Source organism: Peristeroidobacter agariperforans (assembly GCF_004138335.1).
Lineage (GTDB): Bacteria > Pseudomonadota > Gammaproteobacteria > Steroidobacterales > Steroidobacteraceae > Steroidobacter > Steroidobacter agariperforans.
Genome location: NZ_RYFW01000003.1, coordinates 424,548 through 446,802, shown reverse-complemented (window position 1 = coordinate 446,802; position 22,255 = coordinate 424,548). Strand labels below are relative to the sequence as shown.

The window sequence follows — 22,255 nt, the reverse complement described above, 5'->3', positions numbered from 1 at the left end:
GCGCGCCGGGTGACAGCGCTCACTACGAGGGACCTCTGCATGAAGTTTGTCCTGACTTGCCTCGCAACTTTGCCGTGGGTGGCCGGACTCGCACACGCGGCCGACTCGCAATCGTTATTCGACGGCAAAACGCTGAACGGCTGGCGCGTCGTCAATGGCTCGGCGAAGTACGAAGTGGTCGACGGCGCCATCGTCGGCACGACCACTGCAGGCTCGCCCAATAGTTTTCTAGCAACAGACCGAACTTTTGGCGATTTCGTGCTGGAGTTCGAAGCCAAACAAACCGTCGGGCCGACCAACAGCGGCGTGCAGTTCCGCAGCCAGAGCAAGCCGGAAATCATGCAAGGCCGCGTGCACGGGCCGCAGATGGATCTGGACCCTTCCGAGCGCCAATGGACCGGCGGCCTGTACGATGAAGCGATGAGCGGCTGGTGGTATCCCGGCACGCTCAACCCGCAGCCCGGCCTGTACAAATTCAACGAGTGGAACCGGATCCGGATCGAGGCGATCGGTCCGTCGATGCGCACCTGGGTCAACGGCCAGCTGTCGGCGTACGTGCTCGATGCCACTTACCAAGACGGCTTCATCGCGCTTCAGGTGCATTCCATCGACAAGCCCGAGGAAGCGGGCCGCCAGATTCATTGGCGCAACTTGCGGATCACGGAACGTCCGGCCGCCTCGCCTGCCGAAGCGAAGATCTTCGTGCGCAACACCCTGCCCAACGATCTGAGCGAGGTCGAGCGCAAACAGGGCTGGCAATTGCTCTGGGATGGCACATCGACCACCGGCTGGCGCAGCGCCAAGGGCGATGCGTTCCCCACTCGCGGCTGGAAGGTCGACGATGGCGAGCTGGTCGTCACGGGCGGCGGCGGCGGCGACATCGTCACGGAAAAAACCTTCCGCGCCTTCGAGCTGCAGCTCGATTTCAAGCTCACGCCCGGCGCGAACAGCGGCATCAAGTACTACGTGGGCGACTATGGCACCGGCGACGCGCTGGGACTCGAATATCAGCTGCTGGATGACGAGCGTCACGCCGACGCGAAGCAAGGCAAGGACGGCAATCGCACGATTGCATCGCTGTACGATATCCAGCCGCGCGGCCGGCTGATGACCAATGTCGGCCTCGCGCCGAAGGTCGGCGAGTGGCAGCACGCGCGCATCGTCGCCAAACCCGACGGCACCATCGAACACTGGCTCAACGGCGTGCAGGTGCTGACGTTCAAGCGCGGCTCGGAAGATTTCCAGCGCCGCGTCGCCGACAGCAAGTTCAAAGACATCGCCGGCTTCGGCAAGCTGGAACAGGGCCGCATTCTGCTGCAGGATCACGGCGACGAAGTCAGTTTCCGCAGCATCAAAATTCGCGCGCTTTAGAGAATCAGCGATGAGCAACACCGATCGACGCACTTTCCTGCAATCCGCCGGGCTCGCCGGCCTCGCCTCGGCCATGTCATCAGCGGCGGTTGCGCAAGGCGCGCCCACTCACGAGAACGCGAAGACCGAGGCGCCTGCGAGCAAACATTCGATCCGCTTCAGCGTGATCGGCCTGGATCACGCGCACATCTACGGCATGACCGCTGCGCTTCAACGCGGCGGCGGCAAACTTGTCGCCGTTTACGGGTCCGACCCGAAACAGATCGCCGATTTTCGCGCCAAGTTCGGGGAAGTGAAGGTCGCGCGCAGCGAGGACGAGATCCTGCAGGACAAGTCCATCCAGCTGATCGCGGGCGCGGCCATTCCCGATCAGCGCGCACCTATAGGCATTCGCGCCATGCAAGCCGGTAAGGATTACCTGGCGGACAAGCCCGGCATCACCACGCTGGAACAGCTGGCCGAGGTGCGCAAGACGGTCGAGTCGACCGGACGGAAATTCGCGATCATGTATTCCGAGCGGCTCGAAGTACGCTCGGCCGTCTATGCCGGTGAGCTGGTTCGCCAGGGCGCGATCGGTCGCGTGATTCAAACCGTCAACCTCGCTCCCCATCGCGTGAACGCGCCTTCCCGCCCGGACTGGTTCTGGGACAAGGCGCGCTATGGCGGCATTCTCACCGACATCGGCTCGCACCAGGCCGATCAGTTTCTGTACTACACCAACAGCACCCAGGCGCGGGTCGTGGCTGCGCAGACCGGCAATCTGGCGCATCCCAACCATCCGAAGTTCGAAGACTTCGGCGACATGATGATCAGCGGCAACGGCGGCACGGGTTACGTGCGCGTCGACTGGTACACGCCCGATGGCTTGAGCACCTGGGGCGATGGCCGTTTATTCATCCTCGGAACCGAGGGGTACATCGAGCTGCGCAAATACATCAACGTCGCGTCCGGACTGTCCGGTGGCAATCACTTGTACCTCGTCGACCGCAAACAGGCGCGGTACATCGACTGCAATGAAGTGGCGCTGCCGTTCGGCCCGCAATTCGTCACGGACATCGTCGAACGCACGCAAACTGCGCAGGATCAGAAGCAGGCGCTGCTGGCCGCGGAGCTGGTCCTGGCCGCCCAGAAGGCGGCAACCCCGCCAATCCTGAGCTAATTGGCCTGACCACCCTGTTAGCGATCACAACCCAGCATTGACAGGGCTCCCGCGCTGATCTAACAATCTGCTGGTCAGGCCACTTTCCAACGATGAAGGTGGCCGGCCAGGGGGAATATCCGGTCTGCGATGCCGCTTGAACAAGGCGGCACGGCTGCGCTCGCCCGCAGCAAAACCAAGCTCCTCCATTGCGATTCGGCCCACGATCCACGAGAACGAAGGAGCTGACGATGGAAAGATTTGTTACTTCGGCCAGCGCGGGAGTATTGAGCTTGTGCCTGGGCACTGTCGCTCTGGCGCAAGAAACATCCACCGCCGAAACCGGCCAACTCGAAGAAGTCGTCGTCACTGGCTACCGCGAGAGCCTCGAGGTCGCCCTGGACGCCAAACGCGATTCGGTGAATTTCACCGATTCGATCACCGCCGAGGACGTCGGCAAGCTGCCGGACAACAACCTCGCCGAAGCGCTACAACGCGTGCCGGGCGTGCAGATTTCACGCACGAACGGCGAAGGCCAGCAGATCTCACTGCGCGGCATGGGCCCGAGCTTTGCTCGCGTGTTGCTCGATGGCATGCCGGTCTCGGCTGCATCCGAAGGCAGCGTCGATCAACAAGCGCGCAACCGCGAGTTCGATTTCGATCTGCTGCCCTCGGAAATCTTCAGCATGCTGCAGGTCTCGAAGACGCCACGAGCGAGCACCGTCGAAGGCGGTCTGTCCGGCACGGTGGATCTGCGCACGCCCCGCCCCTTCGATTACAACGATTTCCAGGCCAGCTATCAGCTGCAGGGCGCGTATCAATCTTCGTCCGAAGAAGTCGATCCTCGCGGCAGCTTCCTGGTCAGCAAGAATTGGGATGGCAAGTTCGGCGCGCTGTTGAGCGTGTCCATGTCCCAGCGCACCTTCCGCACCGACGGCTGGACCTCGCAAGGCTGGACCTCCGGCCGCATTCCAAACAATCCTCCGGCGGCGGGCTATGCGGGCGGCTTCGATTGGAATCTGCCGAGCGTCAACTCGACGCCCGCCAATCAGCGCCCCGATTACGTCAACGAATCTGGATTGACCAACGCGCAGCTCGCCAACGCGCAGGTGCCGCGACTCGGGCGGCCCGAAACGCAAACCGGCGATCGCGATCGCGTCGGCGGCACACTGGCGCTGCAGTGGGCGCCCAACGACCGGCTGTTGTTCAATCTCGACGCGATCTACGCCAAGCTGGAATCGGACTTCGATCGCTACACCAACAACCTGCTGGTGAGAAACACTACGCCGGGAACCGCGGGAGTGACCGGCTTCGGCTACATCACGCCGAGCAATTTCCAGATCGACGGCAACAACACGCTGACGCACGGCACGTTGCTCAACGCGAAGTTCTGGTCGGAGAATCGCCTGTTCCAGCAAGAGTCCGACTTCAAGCACCTGGGCCTGGGCGGCTCGTGGCAGATCACCGATAACATCGGCCTGGACGTGAAGGCATCGAAGGCGGAGTCCGATTTCCGCTGGCGCATGACCACGTACTTGTTCCTGTCCCGGCCAGGCACGGTCGACATCGACGTGAACGGCGGCATTCCGCGGATCACCCCGCAGCTCGATCTGGCGGACGTGGCCAACTGGCAGTTCGACACGGTTCGCGTGCAGCCTCGCACCCGCGAGGAGGAGAACGAGAACCTGTCGCTGGACCTGAAGTTCGGCGACGACGAACGAAACATTCGCGTCGGTGCGCTCGCTAACAAGTACTACCGTGAACGCCTCGCCTACTCCTCATCGGTCGGTGTGACGCAAGGCACGGCGCTGACCCCGTTCGGTTACACGGGCGGAGCCAACCTCAACGAGTTCAACATCACCAACTTCGCCGAAGTGGTGCCGGTGAAGAACTATGGCAAGGACCTGGATGTGGTGGGCTACAACCGCTGGATCGTCAGCGACCTGGACGCCTTCAGCGGCATGATGAATCCGAACGCGCTCGACGCGGCCGCCAACCTGGACTTCCAGAACTCCGGCAGCTTCGAGGAAGAGAATCTGTCGGCGTATGTCGAAGCCAACACCGCTTTCGACTTGTGGGGCCGCACCCTGCGCGTCAATGCCGGTGTGCGCTATGTACAGACCGAGCACGAGATGATCGGCTTCATCCGCGTCCCCACGACGCCGCCGGCCGCCGGCAACCTGTTCGGACTGCGCAAGGAAGATTACGGTCGCAACACCATCGACGGCGATTATTCCGAAACGCTGCCGTCGCTCAATCTCGCCTACGACGTGAGCGACTCGGTGCTGGCGCGCTTCTCCGTCTCTCGAGCGCTGACGCGCCCCAACCCTTCCGACTTGCAGCCGTTCACTTCGATCAGCACCAGCGGCGTCGTGTCCCAGGGCAATCCCAACCTGGATCCGTACATCGCCGATCAGCTCGACGGCGGCATCGAGTGGTATTTCACGGAAGGCGCGGTGTTGGGCGGCAACCTGTTCTACAAGGAGATCACCGGCTTCGTCACCCGGCAGAACATTCCGCAGCCGTTCCGTAATGCCGGCATCGCGCTCGATACCATCACCGACCCGACCATTCTCGCGCTGCTGCCGAACGGCCTGGACACCGTCCTGCTGTTCAACACGCCGGTGAACATCGAGGCGGTGACGTATCTCAAAGGCGCCGAGCTGCTGTATCAACAGCGCCTGGACATGCTGCTGCAGGGCCTGGGCGTGACTCTGAACTTCACGCGCCTGGACTCGGGCAGTCAGACCATCCTCGGCCTGGCGGAGAACAATTACAACGCCATCGCTTACTACGAGCAGGACCGCTTTGCGTTACGACTGTCGTATAACTATCGTGACGACTACGTCGAGTGCGAGCTCAACTGCGGCTCGACTTCGCCGGAAACCGGTTTTCGGCGCGAGGCGGGCTATCTGGACTTTTCCGGTAGCGTAAACTTCGAGGCGCTCGGTCAGGCGCTGACGCTGAGCCTGGAAGCGCTCAACCTGACCGATGAAGAGGAATATTCGTTCTACGGTTACGAGAACCGTGCGAATACATTGAACAAACCCGGCCGCCAGTTCATTTTGGGCATCCGCGGCCAGTTTTAGGAAGACGACATGCGAACACGACACCCCATGAGCTCCGTTTCCCGCCGGACTTTCGGTAAGACGCTGATGGGGTTGTCGTTGCCGCTGATATTGCCGAGCCGGTTGCTGGGCGCCGAAGCGCCCAGCAACCGCATTCGTGTCGGGCAGATCGGCTGCGGCCGAATTGCGCGCGGTCACGACATGCCGGGCGTGTTGAAGTCCGGGCTCGCCGACATCGTCGCAGTCTGCGATCTCGACGCGAAGCGCGCGGCCGAGGGCAAGACGCGCGTCGAGGAGCTGTACCGCGAAATCAACGCACCGATGCCGACGGTCAGCGTGCATGAGGACTATCGCGAACTGCTTCTGCGCAAGGACATCGATGCGGTGGTCATCAGCACGCCGGATCATCAACACGCCGAGCCGGCGCTGGCCGCGATCCTCGCGGGCAAGGATGTTTATTTGCAAAAGCCCTTCACCATGACGATCGCCGAAGGCAAGCTCCTTCGGGACGCCGTCGCGCGCCACCGGCGCATCCTGCAGGTCGGCAGTCAGCAGCGCTCATGGATCCAGTTCCGTCAGGCCGCGGAGCTGGTCCGCTCGGGCCGCATCGGTCAGGTGCGCAGCGTCGAAATCGGCTTGCCCATCGATCCCACCGCTCCGGACGACCCGGTGCAGCCCGTGCCGAATGGCTTCGACTACAATCGCTGGCTCGGCCCCGCCGAGTTCGCGTATTACACCGAGCAGCGCGTGCATCCGAAGGTCGGATACGAAACACGTCCGGGTTGGCTGCGTAACGAAGCGTTCTGCCTGGGCATGATCACCGGCTGGGGCTCGCATCATTACGACACCATGCATTGGGCGCTCGACCTGGAACACAGCGGTCCGTCCCGCGTCGAAGGCACGGCAGAGTTCCCGACCAATGAGATCTGGAACGTGCACGGCGCTTACGACGTGAAGCTCACTTATCCGGGCGATATTCACGTGCATGTTTCCGACAAGCACAACAACGGCCTGAAGTTCATTGGCGAGGACGGCCGCTGGATCTGGGTGACGCGCGACGGTATGGCGACCGCCAGCGATCCCAGTTCCGGCAATACCATGCCGCCGCTCGACGCGAGCGATAAGAGCCTGCTCGATCCCAAGGGCTTGAAGGTCGAGCTGCCGCGCAGCGACAGCCATCACAAGAACTGGCTGGAAAGCGTGCGCTCGCGCAAGGAGCCGCTCGCCCCCGCGCACATCGCTCATCGCAGCGGCAGCGCATGCATCGTCAGCTGGATCGCGATGAAGCTGCAACGGCCGCTCACCTGGGATGTGAAATCCGAAAGTTTCCGCAACGACCCCGAAGCCAACAAATGGCTGTCCCGTCCGGAGCGTGCGCCGTACGGCGTGCACGGCCTGCTGGAGAGCTGAGCGGCACCATGCGGAATCTGTTGAAGTCGCTGGTGGGCGCGACGCTGATGTTTGCTGCCCTCTCCTCTCATGCCGAAGGTGTCACGGGCCCGGTGCGTCTGATCACGCTCGACCCGGGTCACTTCCACGCCTCGCTGGTTCAGAAATTCATGTATGAAGGCGTCGACCCGGCGGTGCACGTCTACGCACCCAAGGGCGACGACGTGCTCGAGCACATGAAGCGCATCGAAGGCTTCAACAAGCGTGCGGATCAACCCACCAGCTGGCGCACCGAGATCTACACCGGCCCCGACTACCTGCCGCGCATGCTCGAAGATCGCGCCGGCAACGTGGTCGTCATCTCGGGAAACAACGCGCACAAGGCGGAGTACATCCTGAGCTCCATGCAGGCCGGCTTCAATGTGCTCGCCGACAAACCCATGGCGATCACGCCGGCCGATCTGGAGAAACTCGAGCAAGCGTTCGCGCTCGCCGAGAAGAAAGGCACGCTGCTCTACGACATCATGACCGAGCGATTCGAGATCACTTCGATCTTGCAGCGTGAGCTGTCGCAGCGGCCGGAGCTGTTCGGCACGCTGCAGAAAGGCACGCCTGCCGATCCCGCCATTCGTAAAGAGAGCGTGCACCACTTCTCGAAGATCGTCGCCGGCTCGCCCCTGAAACGGCCGCAGTGGTTCTTCGACGTGCGGCAGCAGGGCGAAGGCCTGGTCGATGTAACGACGCACCTGGTCGACCTGGTGCAATGGCAGGCCTTTCCGGAGCAGGCACTCAAACCCGCGGACGCGAAGGTGCTGAGCGCGAAGCACAGCCGGACACCGATCACGTTGGAACAGTTCAAGAAGACCACGGGCGCGACCACCTTTCCGGATTTCCTGAAATCGGATGTGCAGAACGGCGTGCTGAATGTTTACGCAAACGGCGAGTTCACCTACCGCTTGCGCGATGTACACGCGCTGGTCTCGGTGAAGTGGGACTTCGAAGCGCCGGCCGGCGCTGGTGACACCCACTTCTCCGTGATGCGCGGAACCAAAGCCTCGCTCACGATTCAGCAAGGCGCAGCTCAACAATTCAAGCCCGTGCTCTACATCGAAGGCACCAAGGACGAAGCGGCGGTGAAGAGCGCCATCGAATCCTTGCAAAGCAAGTATCCAGGCGTGGGTGTGCGCCGCGACGGCACACGCTGGGCAGTCACGGTGCCCGACAAATACAACGTGGGCCACGAAGCACACTTCGCCCAGGTCACCGAGAACTTCCTCAAATACCTGCGCTCAGGCAAGCTGCCGGCATGGGAAGTGCCGAACATGCTCACCAAGTACTCGACCATCATGCAGGCGTATCGGCTCAGCCGCGCCCCGTAAGACTCCACGACCACGGAATGCGATTTCATAGAGTGGGCCTCGGCGCCATCGCGGGCGCGTGCTTGGCATTGATTCCCGCGTGGCACGCGCAGGCGCAGAGCGGCGACCGGCCGGGTGAGCAACAACAACCGCCGCCGTCCCACATCAAAACGCCTCCGGCGCCTGCGCTGAATGCAGAAGCCGCGCTGAAAACACTGCGTGTCGCGCCCGGCTTTCGAGTGGAGCTCGTCGCGAGCGATCCGCTGCTGTTCGATCCAGTGGCCACGACCATCGGGCCCGACGGTCGCATGTGGGTCGTCGAGATGCGCGCTTTCATGCCCAATGTCGACGGCGTGGGCGAAGACGCGCCGATCGGCACGATCGCCACACTCGAAGATACGAACAACGACGGTCGCATGGACAAGCGCACCGAGTTCGCCGGTGGGCTGATGCTGCCGCGCGCGCTGGCGCTCGTCGCCGACGGCGTGCTGGTCGCCGAGCCGCCCAACCTCTGGTTCATGCGCGACACCGACAACGACGGCACAGCCGACGACAAGCAACTGGTCGCGAACGATTACGGCAATCCGTCCAACCCCGAGCACAGCGCGAATGGCTTGCTGTGGGGCTTCGACAATTGGATCTACAGCGCCAATCACACGACCCGTTTTCGCTACCAGCGCGGAAAGTGGCAACGCGAGCCGACAGCGTTTCGCGGTCAATGGGGCATCGCGCAGGACGACTTCGGCCAGCTGTACTTCAACAACAACAGCGTCGCGCTCTACACCGAAACGCTGCCTGCCGAATATCTGCTCCGCAATCACCATCTTCCGAATCCGCGCGGCTCGAATGTGCAGCTGGCGCGAGCCAGCGAAATCTCCGTATGGCCCGCTCGGGTGACGACCGGCGTCAATCGCGGTTATAAAATCCTGCGAGAAGACGGCACCCTGCCCGTCCTCACTGCTGCCAGCGGGCCTGCGATCTACCGCGGCACGTTGTTCCCGGAAAGCTTCCGCGGCGATGCCTTCATCTGCGAGCCGGCCGGCAATCTCGTAAAGCGGCTGGTGATCGAAGAGCGTGACGGCATTCCCCGAGTGCGCAACGCTTACGAGCGAACCGAATTCCTCGCCTCGACTGACGAGCGATTCAGGCCCGTGAATTTGTACAACGGGCCTGACGGATCGCTGTATGTCGTCGACATGTATCGCGGCGTCATCCAGCACCGCATCTTCCTCACGACGTATCTGCGCAACCAGATCAAGGAGCGTGGCCTCGAGGCGCCGCTCGGCATGGGACGCGTCTATCGTATCGTGCCGGAGAATATTGCCCGTCACCCTGCGCCGAATCTGGCGAAAGCAACGTCATCGCAGCTCGTCGATGCTCTCCATCATGAAGGCGCGTGGGTGAGGGAGACGGCGCAGCGTCTGCTCGTCGAGCGTCAGGACGCGAGCACAGCGTCTGCACTTCGACGCTTGGCGACCAATGCATCTCGACCTGCGTCGCGCGTGCATGCGCTCTGGACGCTCGAGGGCATCGACGCAGTCGATTGGGCCACCGCAGCTGCGGCTTTGCGCGATGCCGAACCTCGCGTCGCATCCACTGCAGTTCGTGTGTCAGAAAAATTTCTGACAACCGATCCAGACCGCACGGTCAAGGCATTGTTAGATCGCGCGCGATGGAACGAGCCGGCAGTCGTGCGCCAGGTTGCACTGTCGCTCGGCGAAGCCATCGGCAATCAGGCAGACGCCGCGCTGCTAGAACTCGCCCGTCAAGCGGGTGCGCAGCCTTACGTCGCCGATGCCATCGTCAGCAGCATCGCTGGTCGCGAATCCGCGTTTGTGACATCGCTGATGACGACGGACGATGAAACCGCTACTTCCGGCGCATCGTCCGTGCTCGCCGTCGCTGTGGCAACGGTGCTGCAGGCAGGCGATATCGAGGAGAGCCAGGCGCTGCTCGACCGCCTGACTCAACCCAAGACCAGTGCGTGGATCCGCACGGCCTTGCTCGATGGCGTCGATCGTCTCATTCCTCGCGCGGACGATGGCTCGAAACGGATGGCTTACCTGGCCGTCGAGCCCAAAGCACTGCTCACCTATGCAGCCAGCGGTGCGACCGATGCGCCGAGGGCCGCGCAATTGGCGAAATTCTTGCGGTGGCGTGGCTCCACGGTCGACGTGGCAGCTTCACTCGCAAAGCTGACACCTGAACAACGCGCGCTCTACGACAAAGGCCGCACCGCCTTCGCCGTTTGCGCCGCCTGCCATCAAGAAGAAGGCCAGGGTATGAAAGGACTGGCGCCCGCGCTTGCGGGCTCGCAATGGGTCAACAGCTCGCCGCAGGCAGTGGTGCGCATCGTGCTCAATGGCAAGGTGGATCAACTCGCCATGCCGGGTCTCGGCAGCGCGCTCGACGATGAGACCATCGCGTCGATCCTCACCTATGTGCGTCGCTCGTGGGGCAATGAAGCGAGCCCCATCGATCCGCGCACCGTCGAATCCATTCGCGGCGTCGTCGCCCATCGCGACGAGCCCTGGAGCGACGAAGAGTTGCAGCCGCTACGCTGAACGGGCCCGTTGTCGGCGCTGAGCGACAGCCCCGACTGAATTTGTCAACGCGGCCGGTCCCTGCGCCCCCCGGCCGGCCTACCGCAGGCCCCCTCGGGTAATCCGTTGGTCGGCTTAATCCGCTCCCCGGGCGCGAAACCCGGCTCGTCCTATTGTTTTGCCGTTTTTTCTGGCTCTATGCTGGCGGCCACAGCACGGAAGTGTGCGCAGAAGACATGCACGCGGCTCATCACCCTATTTTCGTTGTTTTATCGATCCTTACAGCGTGGTTCGGTTCCTGGACCGCGCTCGATCTGTTCCGTCGGGTGCGAGCGCATGGCGGCGCATGGCGCATGGCCTGGATCGCTGCGGCGGGCATCGCGATGGGCCTGAGCATCTGGTCGATGCACTTCATCGCCATGCTCGGTTTCGATCCCGGCGACGAAGTGCGCTACCAGGTCGGGCTCACGCTGTTGTCGCTGGGACTGGCGATCGCCACCACCGCCTTCGCATTCTTTTTCGCGTCCCGGCAGCAGTCGTTCAGTCGGCTATTGTTCAGCGGCGTGACCATGGGGGCAGGCATCTGCACCATGCACTACGTCGGCATGGCGGCGTTGATCACCGGGGTCGCTCTCACTTATGAGCCAATGTATGCAGTGCTCGCGTTCATCGTGGCGGTCAGCGCATCCACCGGCGCGCTGGTGATGGCAGCCAAGAACACGACGGGTGCGCAACGTGCTTTGGGAGCGTGCGCGCTGGGCTTTGCCATCGTCGGCATGCACTACTCCGCGATGCTGGGCGTTGAGGTCGATACAAGCTCGCTGCGCGACATCGAGCCGGCGGGTATCGATTCGATCGTGCTGGCCGTCGGCGTGGCTGCGGGCACCTTCTTCATCTTACTACTGACGTTGATCGCGGCCCTGCACGACCGCCGGGTCGAAGCGTTGGCACTGAGGGCTGCCTTGCAGAGCGAACAACAGCTGCGCGCGGTCCTCGACAATCTGCCAATCGGCGTCCTGGTCGCAGCGGCGCCCGCCGGCGAGGTGCGCTTTGCAAATGCCGAAGCGGAACGGCTGCTCGGTCGTCGCATCGACACGCAGGCGATCTGGGATCAGCAGATCGCGGGCGGCGTGGTCGATCAAACCGGCAACCAGTTGCTGCCCAAGGAATACGTTCTCTACAAGGCGATGGCGGAGAACCGTCGCGTCGGCCCGCAATTGCAGAGCTATCGCCGGCCCGATGGAGAAGTGGTGCAGTTCGAGACGACCGCCGCTCCGGTGCACGCTGGCAATCACGAACAGCTGACGGTTGCCGCGTTCCAGGATGTCACTGCAAAGCTGTTTGCCGAACATCGCGCCGCTGAGGCCATCGCTGCGAAATCGGAGGCGGAAGCTGCGCTGATGCACGCACAACGGCTCGATGCGCTCGGCCGCCTGACCGGCGGCGTCGCTCACGACTTCAACAATCTGCTGACGGTCGTGATCGGCGCGCTCGATGTCATTCTCAAGCATCCCGACAACGCCGCGCGACGCAAGCGACTCGGCGAAGCCGCGCTTGCCGCCGCCCGGCGCGGCGAACGACTCACTGCGCAACTGCTGGCATTCGCACGTCGACAACCGTTGCAGCCGCAGGCATCCGATCTCAACGTCCTGATCCGCGAATGCGAGCCGCTGTTGAAGCGCGCGACCGGAGAATCGATCTCGCTGGTGCTGCGTTTGTGCCCCGACGAAGCCGTCGCGCTGATCGATCCGGCGCAATTCGAAGCGTCGATGTTGAATCTGCTGGTGAACGCGACCGACGCGAGCGCCGCGGGTGGTGAGATCGTCGTGCAGACGCAGGTCGTCGAGCTGTCGCACACAAACGCTCCGAATCTGCCGGCGGGCCGCTACCTGGAGCTCACCGTCGCCGATCGGGGCGAAGGCATGAACGAAGCGGTGATGAGTCGGATCTTCGAGCCGTTCTTCACCACCAAATCTCCGGGCAAGGGCACCGGACTCGGCCTGAGCCAGGTGTATGGCTTCGTGCGTCAGTCCGGCGGCGAGGTGCAAGTCCGCAGCGCGCCGGGCACGGGCACGACTTTCAACGTGTATCTGCCGATCGGAGCCACCCTGCCGGTGCCCGAAGCGTCCGAACCGGTGATCAGGTCATCCGACCTCGTATGGAATATTCTGCTGGCCGAAGACGATCCGTCGGTCGCAGGCATCGTGGAAGTGATGCTCGCCGATCTTGGCCATCGCGTTGTCCGTGCCGAGAACGCCGAGGAAGCGCTGCGCATTCTGCAATCGAAGGTGCAGATCGACGTGCTGGTAAGCGATGTCGTCATGCCCGGCGATATGAACGGCGTGGCGCTGGCCAAACGGGCCGAGCAACTGCGGCCCGGCATCAAAGTATTGCTGAGCTCGGGCTACGCCGGAGAAACATTGGAAGAATCGCTCGCGCACGGCGGCGATTGGCCGTTCCTCCGCAAGCCCTATCTCGCCAGCGAGCTCGCCGAAGCACTCGAACGACTCCGCGGCCCGGGCAGCGACGATCACTTCGAGCGCCGCATGCTGCCAACCGGCTAGGGATCGAATGTCGCGGTCTCTTTGCCTTGGGTCGAATCGAGGCCGAGCACCTCTTTCAACCCGGTCGCGCCGACGAAGATGGCGTTGTGGATCTGCGCATCGGTGAGAATAGCGCCACCGAGTTTCGCGCCCTCCAGGTTGGCGCCCTTGAGCGACGCGTGCGTGAGCACGATCCGGATCAATCCCATCGGCTGATTGCGCATATCTGCGCCGGCCTTCAAGTCGGATAGGTTTGCGCCCTCGAGGTTGACGTCATCGAGCTTGCTCATCAGGCGTGCGCCGCGCAGATCCGCACCGGACAGATTCGCCTTATCCAGCAAGAGACGCCAAAGATGCTCGCCTCGCGTAGGTCTGCTTTCACCAGCACGGTCCCGCGCATCAGCGTCAGATCCAGGTTGCAGCGAGCGAGCTTCGCGTTGGCAAGATTGGCCCCGTCCAGATTCGCCCCGAACAATCGGGCGCCGCGGAAATCGATGCCGGAGAGATCGACGCCATTCGCTTGTAAATTGGAAAGATCCGTAGTGCCGGATTCGAGTTGCGATATCACCTGTTCCCGAGTCGCAGGCGCAGCGAATGACGAACTGGCGCAGAGGAGATACGCCAGACCCAGGCGAGCGACCACTGCCCTGCATTGCCACAAATTCACCCAATGTTTCCTGGCACGCACGCCTCGGTCCTATTCCACAAATGTTTCGCTACCGCAACGACTGTATCACTGTGCCGGTGTGTGCCGTAACAGTGTCACGTACTGACACATTGTGAGCTGTTGCCGTAACCACACGCCTTGCCCTTCGCTGCTCTCCTCGTTGCAAACAATGCGCCGCTGCATGTCGATTGCCTACGACCGCAGCGCGCCGTGTGCACGCGAATGACCTCATCCCGAAGTGGCATAGCCCTTGCTACAGGTCGGGCAACGGTCAACACCGTATTGGGGAAAGCCATGCGCATCAAAGAACGCCGAAATGGGCTCACCTATATCTGCTGGTGTACGGCTACAGCCGCACTAGCCGCAAGTTTCGTGCCCCGCTCCTCCGCCGCGGTCGAAGTCGCCGCCGGTGACTGGACCTTGACGGCCAGCGGCAATGTGAATGTTTACTACATCCACTCCAGTTGCGAAGAACAAACGACGCTCGGAATCACCGGCGGGCTCGCGTGCCGTGGTGCAGCTGGAGAAGACAGCACCTCCTCGGTCAGCAACGGCCTGCTTCCGGCCGCCCTTGCGATCGGGGCCAAAACGACCCAGAAGGGCCTCGACCTCTCGGTGACTTTCGGCTTCTATCCGGGCATCAGCACCAACGACGGCAGCCCGAATCTGCAGCAAGGCGCAGACCTGCTGAACACGGCGCTCGGCACCACCGCCATCGACATGCGCCAGGTGTTCATGACCTTCGGCAACGACAAGATGGGCGAGTTCATGCTCGGCCGTAACATCGGCCTGTTCGGCGCCGACGCAATTTTGAACGACATGACGCTGCCCGGCGTCGGCGCTGGCAATGGCAACTACGCGGCGCCGGCCAACACATCGCTGGGCTCGATCGGACTCGGTTACATCTATACGGACTGGCTGGGTCAGATCAACTATACGACGCCGAGTTTCGGCGGCTTGAAAATCACCGTCGGCATCTTCGATCCGCTCGAGCCCATCACTCAAGGCACGGCGACGCCCGAAGGCAGCCCCGGCTACCACGCCAAGGTTGCGTTCAAATCGGACGTCTTCTATGCATCGGCCAGTTTCATCTCACAGAAGCACGAAGGCCCGCTCAACATCGGCGACTTCGACAGCCGTGGCTTCGACGTCGGCGGCAAAGTCACCTTGGGCGATTTCGAAGTGCTCGCCTGGTACTACGACGGCAAAGGCATGGGCACCACAGCGTTGTATCTGTTCGGCGCGACGATCACCGGCCAGGAACGCGACTCCGATGGCTTCCTCGCTCAGGCAACCTACAAGTTCGGTGACGTCAAGCTCGGCGTCAACTACGGTCAGAGCAATCTGGATCTCGCCTCGGGCGAAGCGCCCTCGGACCTCGTGAAAACCAACGAGAAATATACGGCCGGCGTCTATTATTCGGTGACCGAGAATCTCACCGCGATCCTCGAGTTCTCCGATGTGCACGCCGAAGCTCACAACGGCATCGAGAACGACAGCAACACCTTCAACATCGGAGCGTATCTGTCGTTCTGAGATCGCTCGAGTTCGAACCGACGGGGCCGGCGCTGTGCGGAACTGAACGCCGCCCCCGGTGACAACATTCTCCAGCCCGTGCTATACGGCCGAACGTCCGCCATGGACGAGCGGACGCAAGCGACGCACGGGGGAAGGACATGGACGCCGACGCAGCTGTCATTCCGCTGCAGCTTCATCCCTTGGGATTCATCGAAGCATTCACGCAACTCGGCGCCAGCCTTGCCACTCTGCTCCGCGGTACGGGCATCTCGCAGTCGATGCTCGACGATCCCCGTGTGCGTATTTCATATGCACAGCAGGCGCGGCTGATCGCCAACGGGCTGTCGCGATGTCGCCGCCCCGGCCTCGGTTTGCTCGTCGGTCAGATGTTCGATTGGAGTTATTACGGCACCGTCGGCGGGGTCGTGCAGTGTAGTCCCAGCCTGCGTGCGGCCGGTGAAGCCTTCCAACGTTATTTGATGATCGCGCAACCGTGGTACGCATTCCGCGGTCGGCGCCCCACGACGTATCTGGATCTCAACGGCATGATCGTCGATCCGCTCGACTGCTTTCCTGCCGGTGGCGCACCTGCTCCGTTGCGCCAGTTCGAAGGTGAATTCCGTCTCGCTGTGCAGCTTCGCATCTGGGACTCGTGCGGCAACAAGGCAGCACCCGACACCTCCATCCGTGTGTGTCTCAACTACTCCGAGCCAAGCTACGCAGATCTGTATCGCTCGCTCCCCTGCACTTCGGTTCGCTTCGATTGCCCGCGCTCCTACATCGCCGCACATCGGCATTTCGTACTGGAACCGTTCCGTCCATTCCGACGGCGCGCATTCGATCGAATCATCCAGCGCTGCGAGCAGGAGTTGGCGGAATCGCAGGTCGAGCCGAGCTATCGGGCCAAGGTTCGCTGGCACGTGTTCGCCGGCTTCAACAAACGCCCGCCGCTCAAAGAGATCGCCTCGATGTTGAGCGTCACGCCTCGCGCCCTGACACGGCGGCTCGCCAGCGAAGGCGTCACCTTTCGCGAGCTCTCGCACGAAGTTCTCATGGAGCTCACGGCACATCACCTGCGCTGCTCGCGCTTGAGCGTCGATCAGATCGCGGAGCTGATGGGCTTCTCGTGCGCGTCCAGCCTGCGTCGCGCCATACGGAATTGGAGCGGCAGCGCTGCTGGCACTCTACGAGAAGCGGAACCGCTGAGTGCCGCGCGCCGCATCAACACAAGCCAATCCTCCACCAAAGCGGTAAGTCGTGTCATAGCGCGCTCGTAGCAGCAGTCTTTAGGATCGGCCCGGCACAGCATCACGATTGCGTCTCTACGCGGGACGCACGTTACAGGGGGACGATCCAATGCTTCACTCGTTCACGCCGCGCGTTCCGCGCCGGCGCAAGCTCTTATGCCTCAGTGCTTTGTTGACCGCCTGTTGCCTGTCGGCAGGTGTCGCTCGCGCCGATGTGATTTTCCAGGAGGCCTTCTCGGCCGGCTTGGGTCAATTCACATCGACCGGCACCGTCTCGACGACTACCGGTGTAGCGCGCCTGCGTGGCAGCCTCGGCAGCGACGATGGAACGATCACGTCGGCTGCGATCAACGCGCAGGGTTTCACGGATATTTCGCTGAGCTTCGACCGTTCCTCATCCGGCCTGGACCTTGGCGAAGCTGGCATTGCCGCTGTTTCGATCAATGGCGGCGCCTACGTCACGCTGGAGTCGAGCCGCACGGCCGCTGGACGAGTCACGATGCCACTCGGCGCATCTGCTGCAAACGCCAGCCGCATCGTCATACGCTTCAGCATCAATGCGAGCAGCACGCTCGAAACCTACGACGTCGACAACGTCTCGCTGTCGGGCACCCGCGGCGGCGGCAATCCAGACGGTCCGCGGCCGGCGCTTGGAGAATTTGTGACATTCGAGACGGGCCAGGTCCGCCCGCTCGCTTTGTCGAGCAACGGCGCTCGTCTGTATGCGGTCAACACGCCAGACAACCGGGTTGAAGTATTCGACACCACCGGCGCCACGCCGACCCTGCTGCAATCCATCGCGGTGGGATTGGAGCCTGTCGCAGTGGCGCTCGCCAACGATAACGAACTGTGGGTGGTCAATCACTTGTCCGATAGCGTCAGCATCGTCGACGTGTCGTCGCAGCCGGCGCGCATCGTCAACACCCTGCTGGTTGGCGATGAGCCGCGCGACCTCGTGTTCGCCGGGCCTTCGAATGCCTGGGCATTCATCACCGCCGCGCATCGCGGCCAGAATGCTCCGTTCAATCCGCAACTCACGACCGCGGGCGTCGGTCGCGCGGATGTGTGGGTGTTTGCTCGAAACAATCTCGGCACGAAGCTCGGCGGCGCGCCTGCCACGATACTCAACATGTTCGGCGACACACTGCGTGGGCTCGCGCGAACTGCCGATGGCAGTCGTGTGTACGCCGCCGTGTTGAACTCCGGCAACCGCAGCACCGTGCTCACGGATGACATCGGCGAAGGCGGCATTTCCAAGCCACCGCCGTTCAACGCCGCTGACGGCACCACACAGCCGGGCACCGGACTGATCGTGCAGTTCAATGGCACGAACTGGCTGGACGGCGGCGACCCGCGAACCGGCGTCGCGCCGCAGATCTGGAACAATCGCGTCAAGCTCACTTTGCCCGACTACGATGTGTTCGCGATCGATGCGACGGGCACATTACCGCAGGTCACGAGCCGCATCAGCGGCGTCGGCACGACGTTGTTCAATGTGGCCGTGAATCCGCGGACCGGTGTCGTCTATGTGAGCAACACCGAAGCGCTCAACCGCACTCGCTTCGAAGGCCCTGGCAGTCGGGCAACAACAGTTCGCGGCCACTTTGCAGAGAACCGCATTACCGTCATCAGCGGCACTTCCGTGGCGCCCCGCCACCTCAACAAACACATCACCAGCTATAACAGCAGTGTCGGCACGGCGGCGGAACGTGCGCTGAGCCTGGCTACGCCGCTAGAGATGGCAGTGAGCGCTGACGGCAGCAACTTGTTCGTCGTCGCGATGGGTTCCGGCAAGCTCGCTCGCTTCAGCACGTCGCAGCTGGAAGCGAATACCTTCACTCCCGCCGCCGCGAATCAATTGACCCTCACGGGCGGCGGCCCGACTGGCGTGGTGTTCGATGAAGCACGGGCCCGCGCTTACGTTCTGACTCGCTTCGACAACGGCATCTCCGTCGTCAACACGACGCAGTTCACCGAAGCGGCGCACGTCCGGATGTTCAATCCAGAGCCCGCAGTGGTCACCACCGGCCGGCCGTTCCTTTACGACGCCAACGCGACGTCGAGCCGCGGCGACTCCTCCTGCGCCGGCTGTCACACCTTCGGCGACATGGATCAGCTCGCGTGGGATCTGGGCAATCCCGACGACGTGCTCGTCCAGAACCCGACCGCCTACAACACCAACATTCCCATCTTCGGCCGCAACCGCAATCTGCACCCGATGAAGGGACCGATGACCACACAGAGTCTGCGCGGCCTGAAAGGCAATGGCCCGATGCACTGGCGCGGCGACCGCACCGGTGTGAGCCGGGACGGCAACGAAACACTCGAGGAACAGGCGTTCGAGGACTTCAACGTCGCGTTCACCGGCCTGCTCGGCCGCGCGACGCAGCTCAGCGAAACAGAGATGGATGCGTTCGCGAAGTTCGCGCTGCGACTCACCTACCCACCGAATCCTGTCGCCAATCTGGATAACTCGCTCACGACGATCCAGGCGCAGGGCCAGCAGATCTACAACACAGTCACTTCCGACACGCTGACCACCTGCAATGGCTGTCACGTGGTCAACCCGGCGCAGAATCGCTTCGGCACCGACGGCACGATGGCGATCGAGGGCGGGGGTGTCGATGAAGACTTCAAGATCCCGCATCTGCGCAACATGTATCAGAAGGTCGGCATGTTTGCCGAGAACACTCAGACCACCTCGCCTTTCCTCGGCGATCAGATTCGCGGCTTTGGCTTCGACAACTCCGGCGCCTCCGGCACGGTCAGCCTGTTCCTGAGCGCGCCGGTGTTCACCTTGAACGCGACTCAGCGAGCCCAGGTCGAGCAGTTCGTGCTCGCGATGCCCGCCGAGATGAATCCCATCGTCGGCCAGCAAGTCACGGTGACTCCCGCCAACGTGACCCAAAGTGACGTCGTCGCGCGTGTGAATCTGCTCGTGCAACGCGCGTTGGTCACGACGCCCCGGCCCGAATGCGAGCTGGTCGCGAAGGCAGTGATACAGAACGTTGCTAAAGGCTGGGTGATGAACAGCAGCCAGAGCTTCGTGCCGAACGCCGCGTCGGAGGCGGCACTGACACTGCAGGGGCTGCTGAATCAGGTCAGCTCGGCCGGAACGACGGTGACATTCACGTGCGCGCCGCCGGGAAATGGTTCGCGCATCGGTGTCGACCGGGATTCGGACAATGTGCTCGATCGGGATGAGACCTGAGGAACTGGCAACGGAGGGCCACGCCTATGAGATTGCTCACATTCGCGACCATCGCGATCGGTGCGCTGGTGAGTGCCGGTGCGTCCGCCGCCACTATCTTTCAGGAGAATTTCGCAGGCGGCTTGGGCACATTCACATCCAGCGGCAGCGTGACGACGGGAACCTTTGGCGCACGCACGCGTGGCGGCCTCTCTGGTGGCGCGCAGATTACCTCTGCCGCCATCAGCACCGCAGGCTTCACGAGCGTACAACTGAGCTTCGACCGCACAACGTCCGGGCTCGACCTGGGCGAAACTGCCACCGCTTCGTACTCGACGGACGGCAGCAGTTTCACTCCGCTCGAGTCCGTTCGAACTGCGAGCGGTCGTGTCACGCTGAGCCTCGGTGCTGGAGCCAACAATCAGAGCCGCGTGTTCCTGCGCTTCGCGGTCAGCGCCAGCAGCCTGCTGGAAACGTACACCGTTGCAAACATCGTGCTCGATGGCACGGGCGGCTCGGATCCCGATCCGGGCGGTGGCGTGCTGCCGCCGGTATCGAGCATCGAGACCGACGGTCCGTTCTCGACCACCGTCGACATGAGTGCCGGCTCCGGCCGCAGCGGCTGGGTCGTGCGTCCGACGACGCTCGGTCAAAACGGCTTGCGGCATCCTGTGTTCGTCTGGGGCCCGGGCGCAGGCGCGACCCCGAGCAGCTATGAATTCCATCTGCGACGCCTCGCTTCACACGGATTTGTCGTTTACTCGGAAGTCTCGACCAGCAGCGGCAGCGAGCTGCGCGCCGCCTTGGATTGGCTGGTGAGTGAGAATGGGCGCGCCGGCAGTCCCTACTACCAACGTCTGCCCTGGATCGCATGGCAGCCGGCGGCCACTCGCGCGGCTCGATCGGCACCTTCGCCATTGCCAGCGATTCACGACTGAAAACAACGATTCATGTCGCCGGCGGCTCGTTCGATGGCAACGGCTCTCGCAACTTGCGCAATCCCGCAATCTACATCTGCGGCGAGAGTGACACGACAGCAACGCCCAACTGCGAACGCGACTACAGCGCAACCACAGTACCAATCGTGTTCACCATCATGGACAACGTCGGTCACATCGACGCGGCCCGTTCGGGATTGCCGGCCATCACCGCCTGGCTGCGCTGGCACATCGGCGGCGAAACCGAGCGTCGCAGTATGTTCATCGGCGCGGGCTGTTACTTCTGCGGCGGCATCTGGTCGACGCGAAGCAAGAACTGGTGAGGCGCGCTCTCATCGCATGTGTGGTTGCGGTCGCGGCGTGGTGGATGGCTTCGAAGGAAACATCGAACCCCGAATCCACTCCGCCACCGCCGCCGCGTGTCGAACGAATTGATTCGCCAGTCGACGCAGCAATGCCTGCGCCTGGCGCAGAGGAGCAAGAGCCGGCGATTACGATCGCTCCGAAGTACGCGGCGCTGCTCGACCAGCTGCCGCCCCTGACCGCCTCTCGCCTACGGGCATTGCTCGCGGACTCCTCCGCCAGACGCGAGCGCGAAATCTCACTGCTGCTGAGCGCGGAGGAATACTCGCTGTACGAGCAACTTCGCGAGTCCGACGCGATTCAAGCTCACCTGCAAGTCTTCGCGAACCAGGTTCAAACGACGTCGCCGCTACACCCCGAACAGCAGCGTGCGCTGCTGCTCGCGAAGTTGAATCACTCAACCGCCGCGCAATTGCTGGTGCTCGATCCCGAGCTGGACCGAGCAAACATTCCAGCCATGGAGCGAGCCTACGCACGCGACCTGGCCGCAGCGGGTATCGATCATCACCAACGCGCCTTTCTCGACGAAGTGCGGCCTTTGCTAACAGCCGCGCAATGGTCTGAATTGCTCGAGTTCGAGCGTGTCAGCATCGATGACTTGCTAACGCCAGTCATCGAAGACCACTCTGCAGTACAGCCTGAGGCGCCGATCAGCGGAGCAGATAATCCATGAACCCGGTGCCAGAGCAGACGTGAACGAGTTGCCCCAACCCCCGGTAGGAGACGTGTGACCTTCAGGCTCTCGAACTAAAACAAACATTTACACCAGCATCGAACCGCCCGAGTCGAATTGACGTTCGGGTGCGTTCTTGCCCATGCATGGTATTTTCGTGATTCGTCGTGTTATATGCCTCCGCCGTCGATTCCGTGATGAGCGATCCACAGCCGCAGAGCGGAACGAGGTAGCAGCTCCCACTCGCCA

The 22,255-nt window shown here is 62.6% G+C and carries 15 protein-coding genes; 13 read left to right on the top strand and 2 right to left on the bottom strand.

What is annotated here, in order from left to right; genetic code table 11:
• Positions 1-39 precede the first annotated feature (39 nt).
• From EK373_RS24115 to EK373_RS24085, 7 genes are all read left to right on the top strand, one after another.
• A complete protein-coding gene (locus tag EK373_RS24115; RefSeq protein ID WP_129646747.1) occupies positions 40-1,371 on the top strand; it encodes a 3-keto-disaccharide hydrolase in 1,332 nt (443 codons plus the stop codon).
• A 10-nt stretch (positions 1,372-1,381) separates the two neighbouring features.
• Positions 1,382-2,530, top strand: a complete 1,149-nt coding sequence (locus EK373_RS24110) for a Gfo/Idh/MocA family protein (RefSeq protein ID WP_129646745.1) — start codon at positions 1,382-1,384, stop codon at positions 2,528-2,530.
• A gap of 230 nt (positions 2,531-2,760) precedes the next feature.
• Positions 2,761-5,598, top strand: coding sequence for a TonB-dependent receptor (locus tag EK373_RS24105; RefSeq protein ID WP_129646743.1), 2,838 nt, complete (start codon positions 2,761-2,763; stop codon positions 5,596-5,598).
• Between the two features lie 27 nt (positions 5,599-5,625).
• Entirely contained in the window at positions 5,626-6,987 is a 1,362-nt protein-coding gene (locus EK373_RS24100) for a Gfo/Idh/MocA family protein (RefSeq protein ID WP_198683602.1), read from the top strand.
• An 8-nt stretch (positions 6,988-6,995) separates the two neighbouring features.
• On the top strand, positions 6,996-8,345 hold the full coding sequence (locus tag EK373_RS24095; RefSeq protein ID WP_129646738.1) for a putative oxidoreductase C-terminal domain-containing protein: 1,350 nt from the start codon (positions 6,996-6,998) through the stop codon (positions 8,343-8,345).
• Positions 8,346-8,362: 17 nt separating this feature from the next.
• The gene (locus tag EK373_RS24090) at positions 8,363-10,888 is read left to right on the top strand and encodes a DUF7133 domain-containing protein (protein ID WP_129646736.1); all 2,526 of its coding nucleotides are present in this window, start codon (positions 8,363-8,365) and stop codon (positions 10,886-10,888) included.
• A gap of 215 nt (positions 10,889-11,103) precedes the next feature.
• Positions 11,104-13,431: an MHYT domain-containing protein gene (locus EK373_RS24085; protein WP_129646734.1), complete on the top strand. Its 2,328-nt coding sequence runs from the start codon at positions 11,104-11,106 to the stop codon at positions 13,429-13,431.
• Here EK373_RS24085 and EK373_RS33485 read toward each other — a convergent pair.
• Both EK373_RS33485 and EK373_RS33480 read right to left on the bottom strand, forming a co-directional pair.
• Positions 13,428-13,751 carry a pentapeptide repeat-containing protein gene (locus EK373_RS33485; protein WP_198683601.1) on the bottom strand — a complete coding sequence of 108 codons (324 nt, stop codon included), beginning with the start codon at positions 13,749-13,751 and terminating at the stop codon, positions 13,428-13,430. The genes EK373_RS24085 and EK373_RS33485 overlap by 4 nt on opposite strands.
• Entirely contained in the window at positions 13,700-14,077 is a 378-nt protein-coding gene (locus tag EK373_RS33480; protein WP_198683600.1) for a pentapeptide repeat-containing protein, read from the bottom strand. The genes EK373_RS33485 and EK373_RS33480 overlap by 52 nt, the downstream gene beginning before the upstream one ends.
• Before the next feature lie 294 nt (positions 14,078-14,371).
• Between EK373_RS33480 and EK373_RS24075 the strand changes: the two genes are divergently transcribed.
• From EK373_RS24075 to EK373_RS24050, 6 genes are all read left to right on the top strand, one after another.
• Positions 14,372-15,613, top strand: a complete 1,242-nt coding sequence (locus EK373_RS24075; protein ID WP_129646730.1) for a porin — start codon at positions 14,372-14,374, stop codon at positions 15,611-15,613.
• A 140-nt stretch (positions 15,614-15,753) separates the two neighbouring features.
• Entirely contained in the window at positions 15,754-16,872 is a 1,119-nt protein-coding gene (locus EK373_RS24070; RefSeq protein WP_129646728.1) for an AraC family transcriptional regulator, read from the top strand.
• Positions 16,873-16,951: 79 nt separating this feature from the next.
• The gene (locus EK373_RS24065) at positions 16,952-20,053 is read left to right on the top strand and encodes a YncE family protein (protein WP_198683599.1); all 3,102 of its coding nucleotides are present in this window, start codon (positions 16,952-16,954) and stop codon (positions 20,051-20,053) included.
• A gap of 26 nt (positions 20,054-20,079) precedes the next feature.
• Positions 20,080-20,970: a hypothetical protein gene (locus tag EK373_RS24060; RefSeq protein WP_129646726.1), complete on the top strand. Its 891-nt coding sequence runs from the start codon at positions 20,080-20,082 to the stop codon at positions 20,968-20,970.
• A complete protein-coding gene (locus EK373_RS24055; RefSeq protein WP_129646724.1) occupies positions 20,904-21,293 on the top strand; it encodes a hypothetical protein in 390 nt (129 codons plus the stop codon). The genes EK373_RS24060 and EK373_RS24055 overlap by 67 nt, the downstream gene beginning before the upstream one ends.
• The gene (locus EK373_RS24050; protein WP_129646722.1) at positions 21,290-22,006 is read left to right on the top strand and encodes a hypothetical protein; all 717 of its coding nucleotides are present in this window, start codon (positions 21,290-21,292) and stop codon (positions 22,004-22,006) included. Before EK373_RS24055 ends, EK373_RS24050 begins: the two co-directional genes overlap by 4 nt.
• The last annotated feature ends 249 nt before the right edge of the window (positions 22,007-22,255 follow it).

Bases quoted from the DNA above. Each gene is read 5' to 3' on its own strand.
- EK373_RS24065 (WP_198683599.1), top strand. From the start codon at position 16,952: ATGCTTCACTCGTTCACGCCGCGCGTTCCGCGCCGGCGCAAGCTCTTA.
- EK373_RS24090 (WP_129646736.1), top strand. From the start codon at position 8,363: ATGCGATTTCATAGAGTGGGCCTCGGCGCCATCGCGGGCGCGTGCTTG.
- EK373_RS24075 (WP_129646730.1), top strand. From the start codon at position 14,372: ATGCGCATCAAAGAACGCCGAAATGGGCTCACCTATATCTGCTGGTGT.
- EK373_RS24110 (WP_129646745.1), top strand. From the start codon at position 1,382: ATGAGCAACACCGATCGACGCACTTTCCTGCAATCCGCCGGGCTCGCC.
- EK373_RS24105 (WP_129646743.1), top strand. From the start codon at position 2,761: ATGGAAAGATTTGTTACTTCGGCCAGCGCGGGAGTATTGAGCTTGTGC.
- EK373_RS24070 (WP_129646728.1), top strand. From the start codon at position 15,754: ATGGACGCCGACGCAGCTGTCATTCCGCTGCAGCTTCATCCCTTGGGA.
- EK373_RS24100 (WP_198683602.1), top strand. From the start codon at position 5,626: ATGAGCTCCGTTTCCCGCCGGACTTTCGGTAAGACGCTGATGGGGTTG.
- EK373_RS24055 (WP_129646724.1), top strand. From the start codon at position 20,904: ATGGCAGCCGGCGGCCACTCGCGCGGCTCGATCGGCACCTTCGCCATT.
- EK373_RS24085 (WP_129646734.1), top strand. From the start codon at position 11,104: ATGCACGCGGCTCATCACCCTATTTTCGTTGTTTTATCGATCCTTACA.
- EK373_RS24095 (WP_129646738.1), top strand. From the start codon at position 6,996: ATGCGGAATCTGTTGAAGTCGCTGGTGGGCGCGACGCTGATGTTTGCT.
- EK373_RS24060 (WP_129646726.1), top strand. From the start codon at position 20,080: ATGAGATTGCTCACATTCGCGACCATCGCGATCGGTGCGCTGGTGAGT.
- EK373_RS24115 (WP_129646747.1), top strand. From the start codon at position 40: ATGAAGTTTGTCCTGACTTGCCTCGCAACTTTGCCGTGGGTGGCCGGA.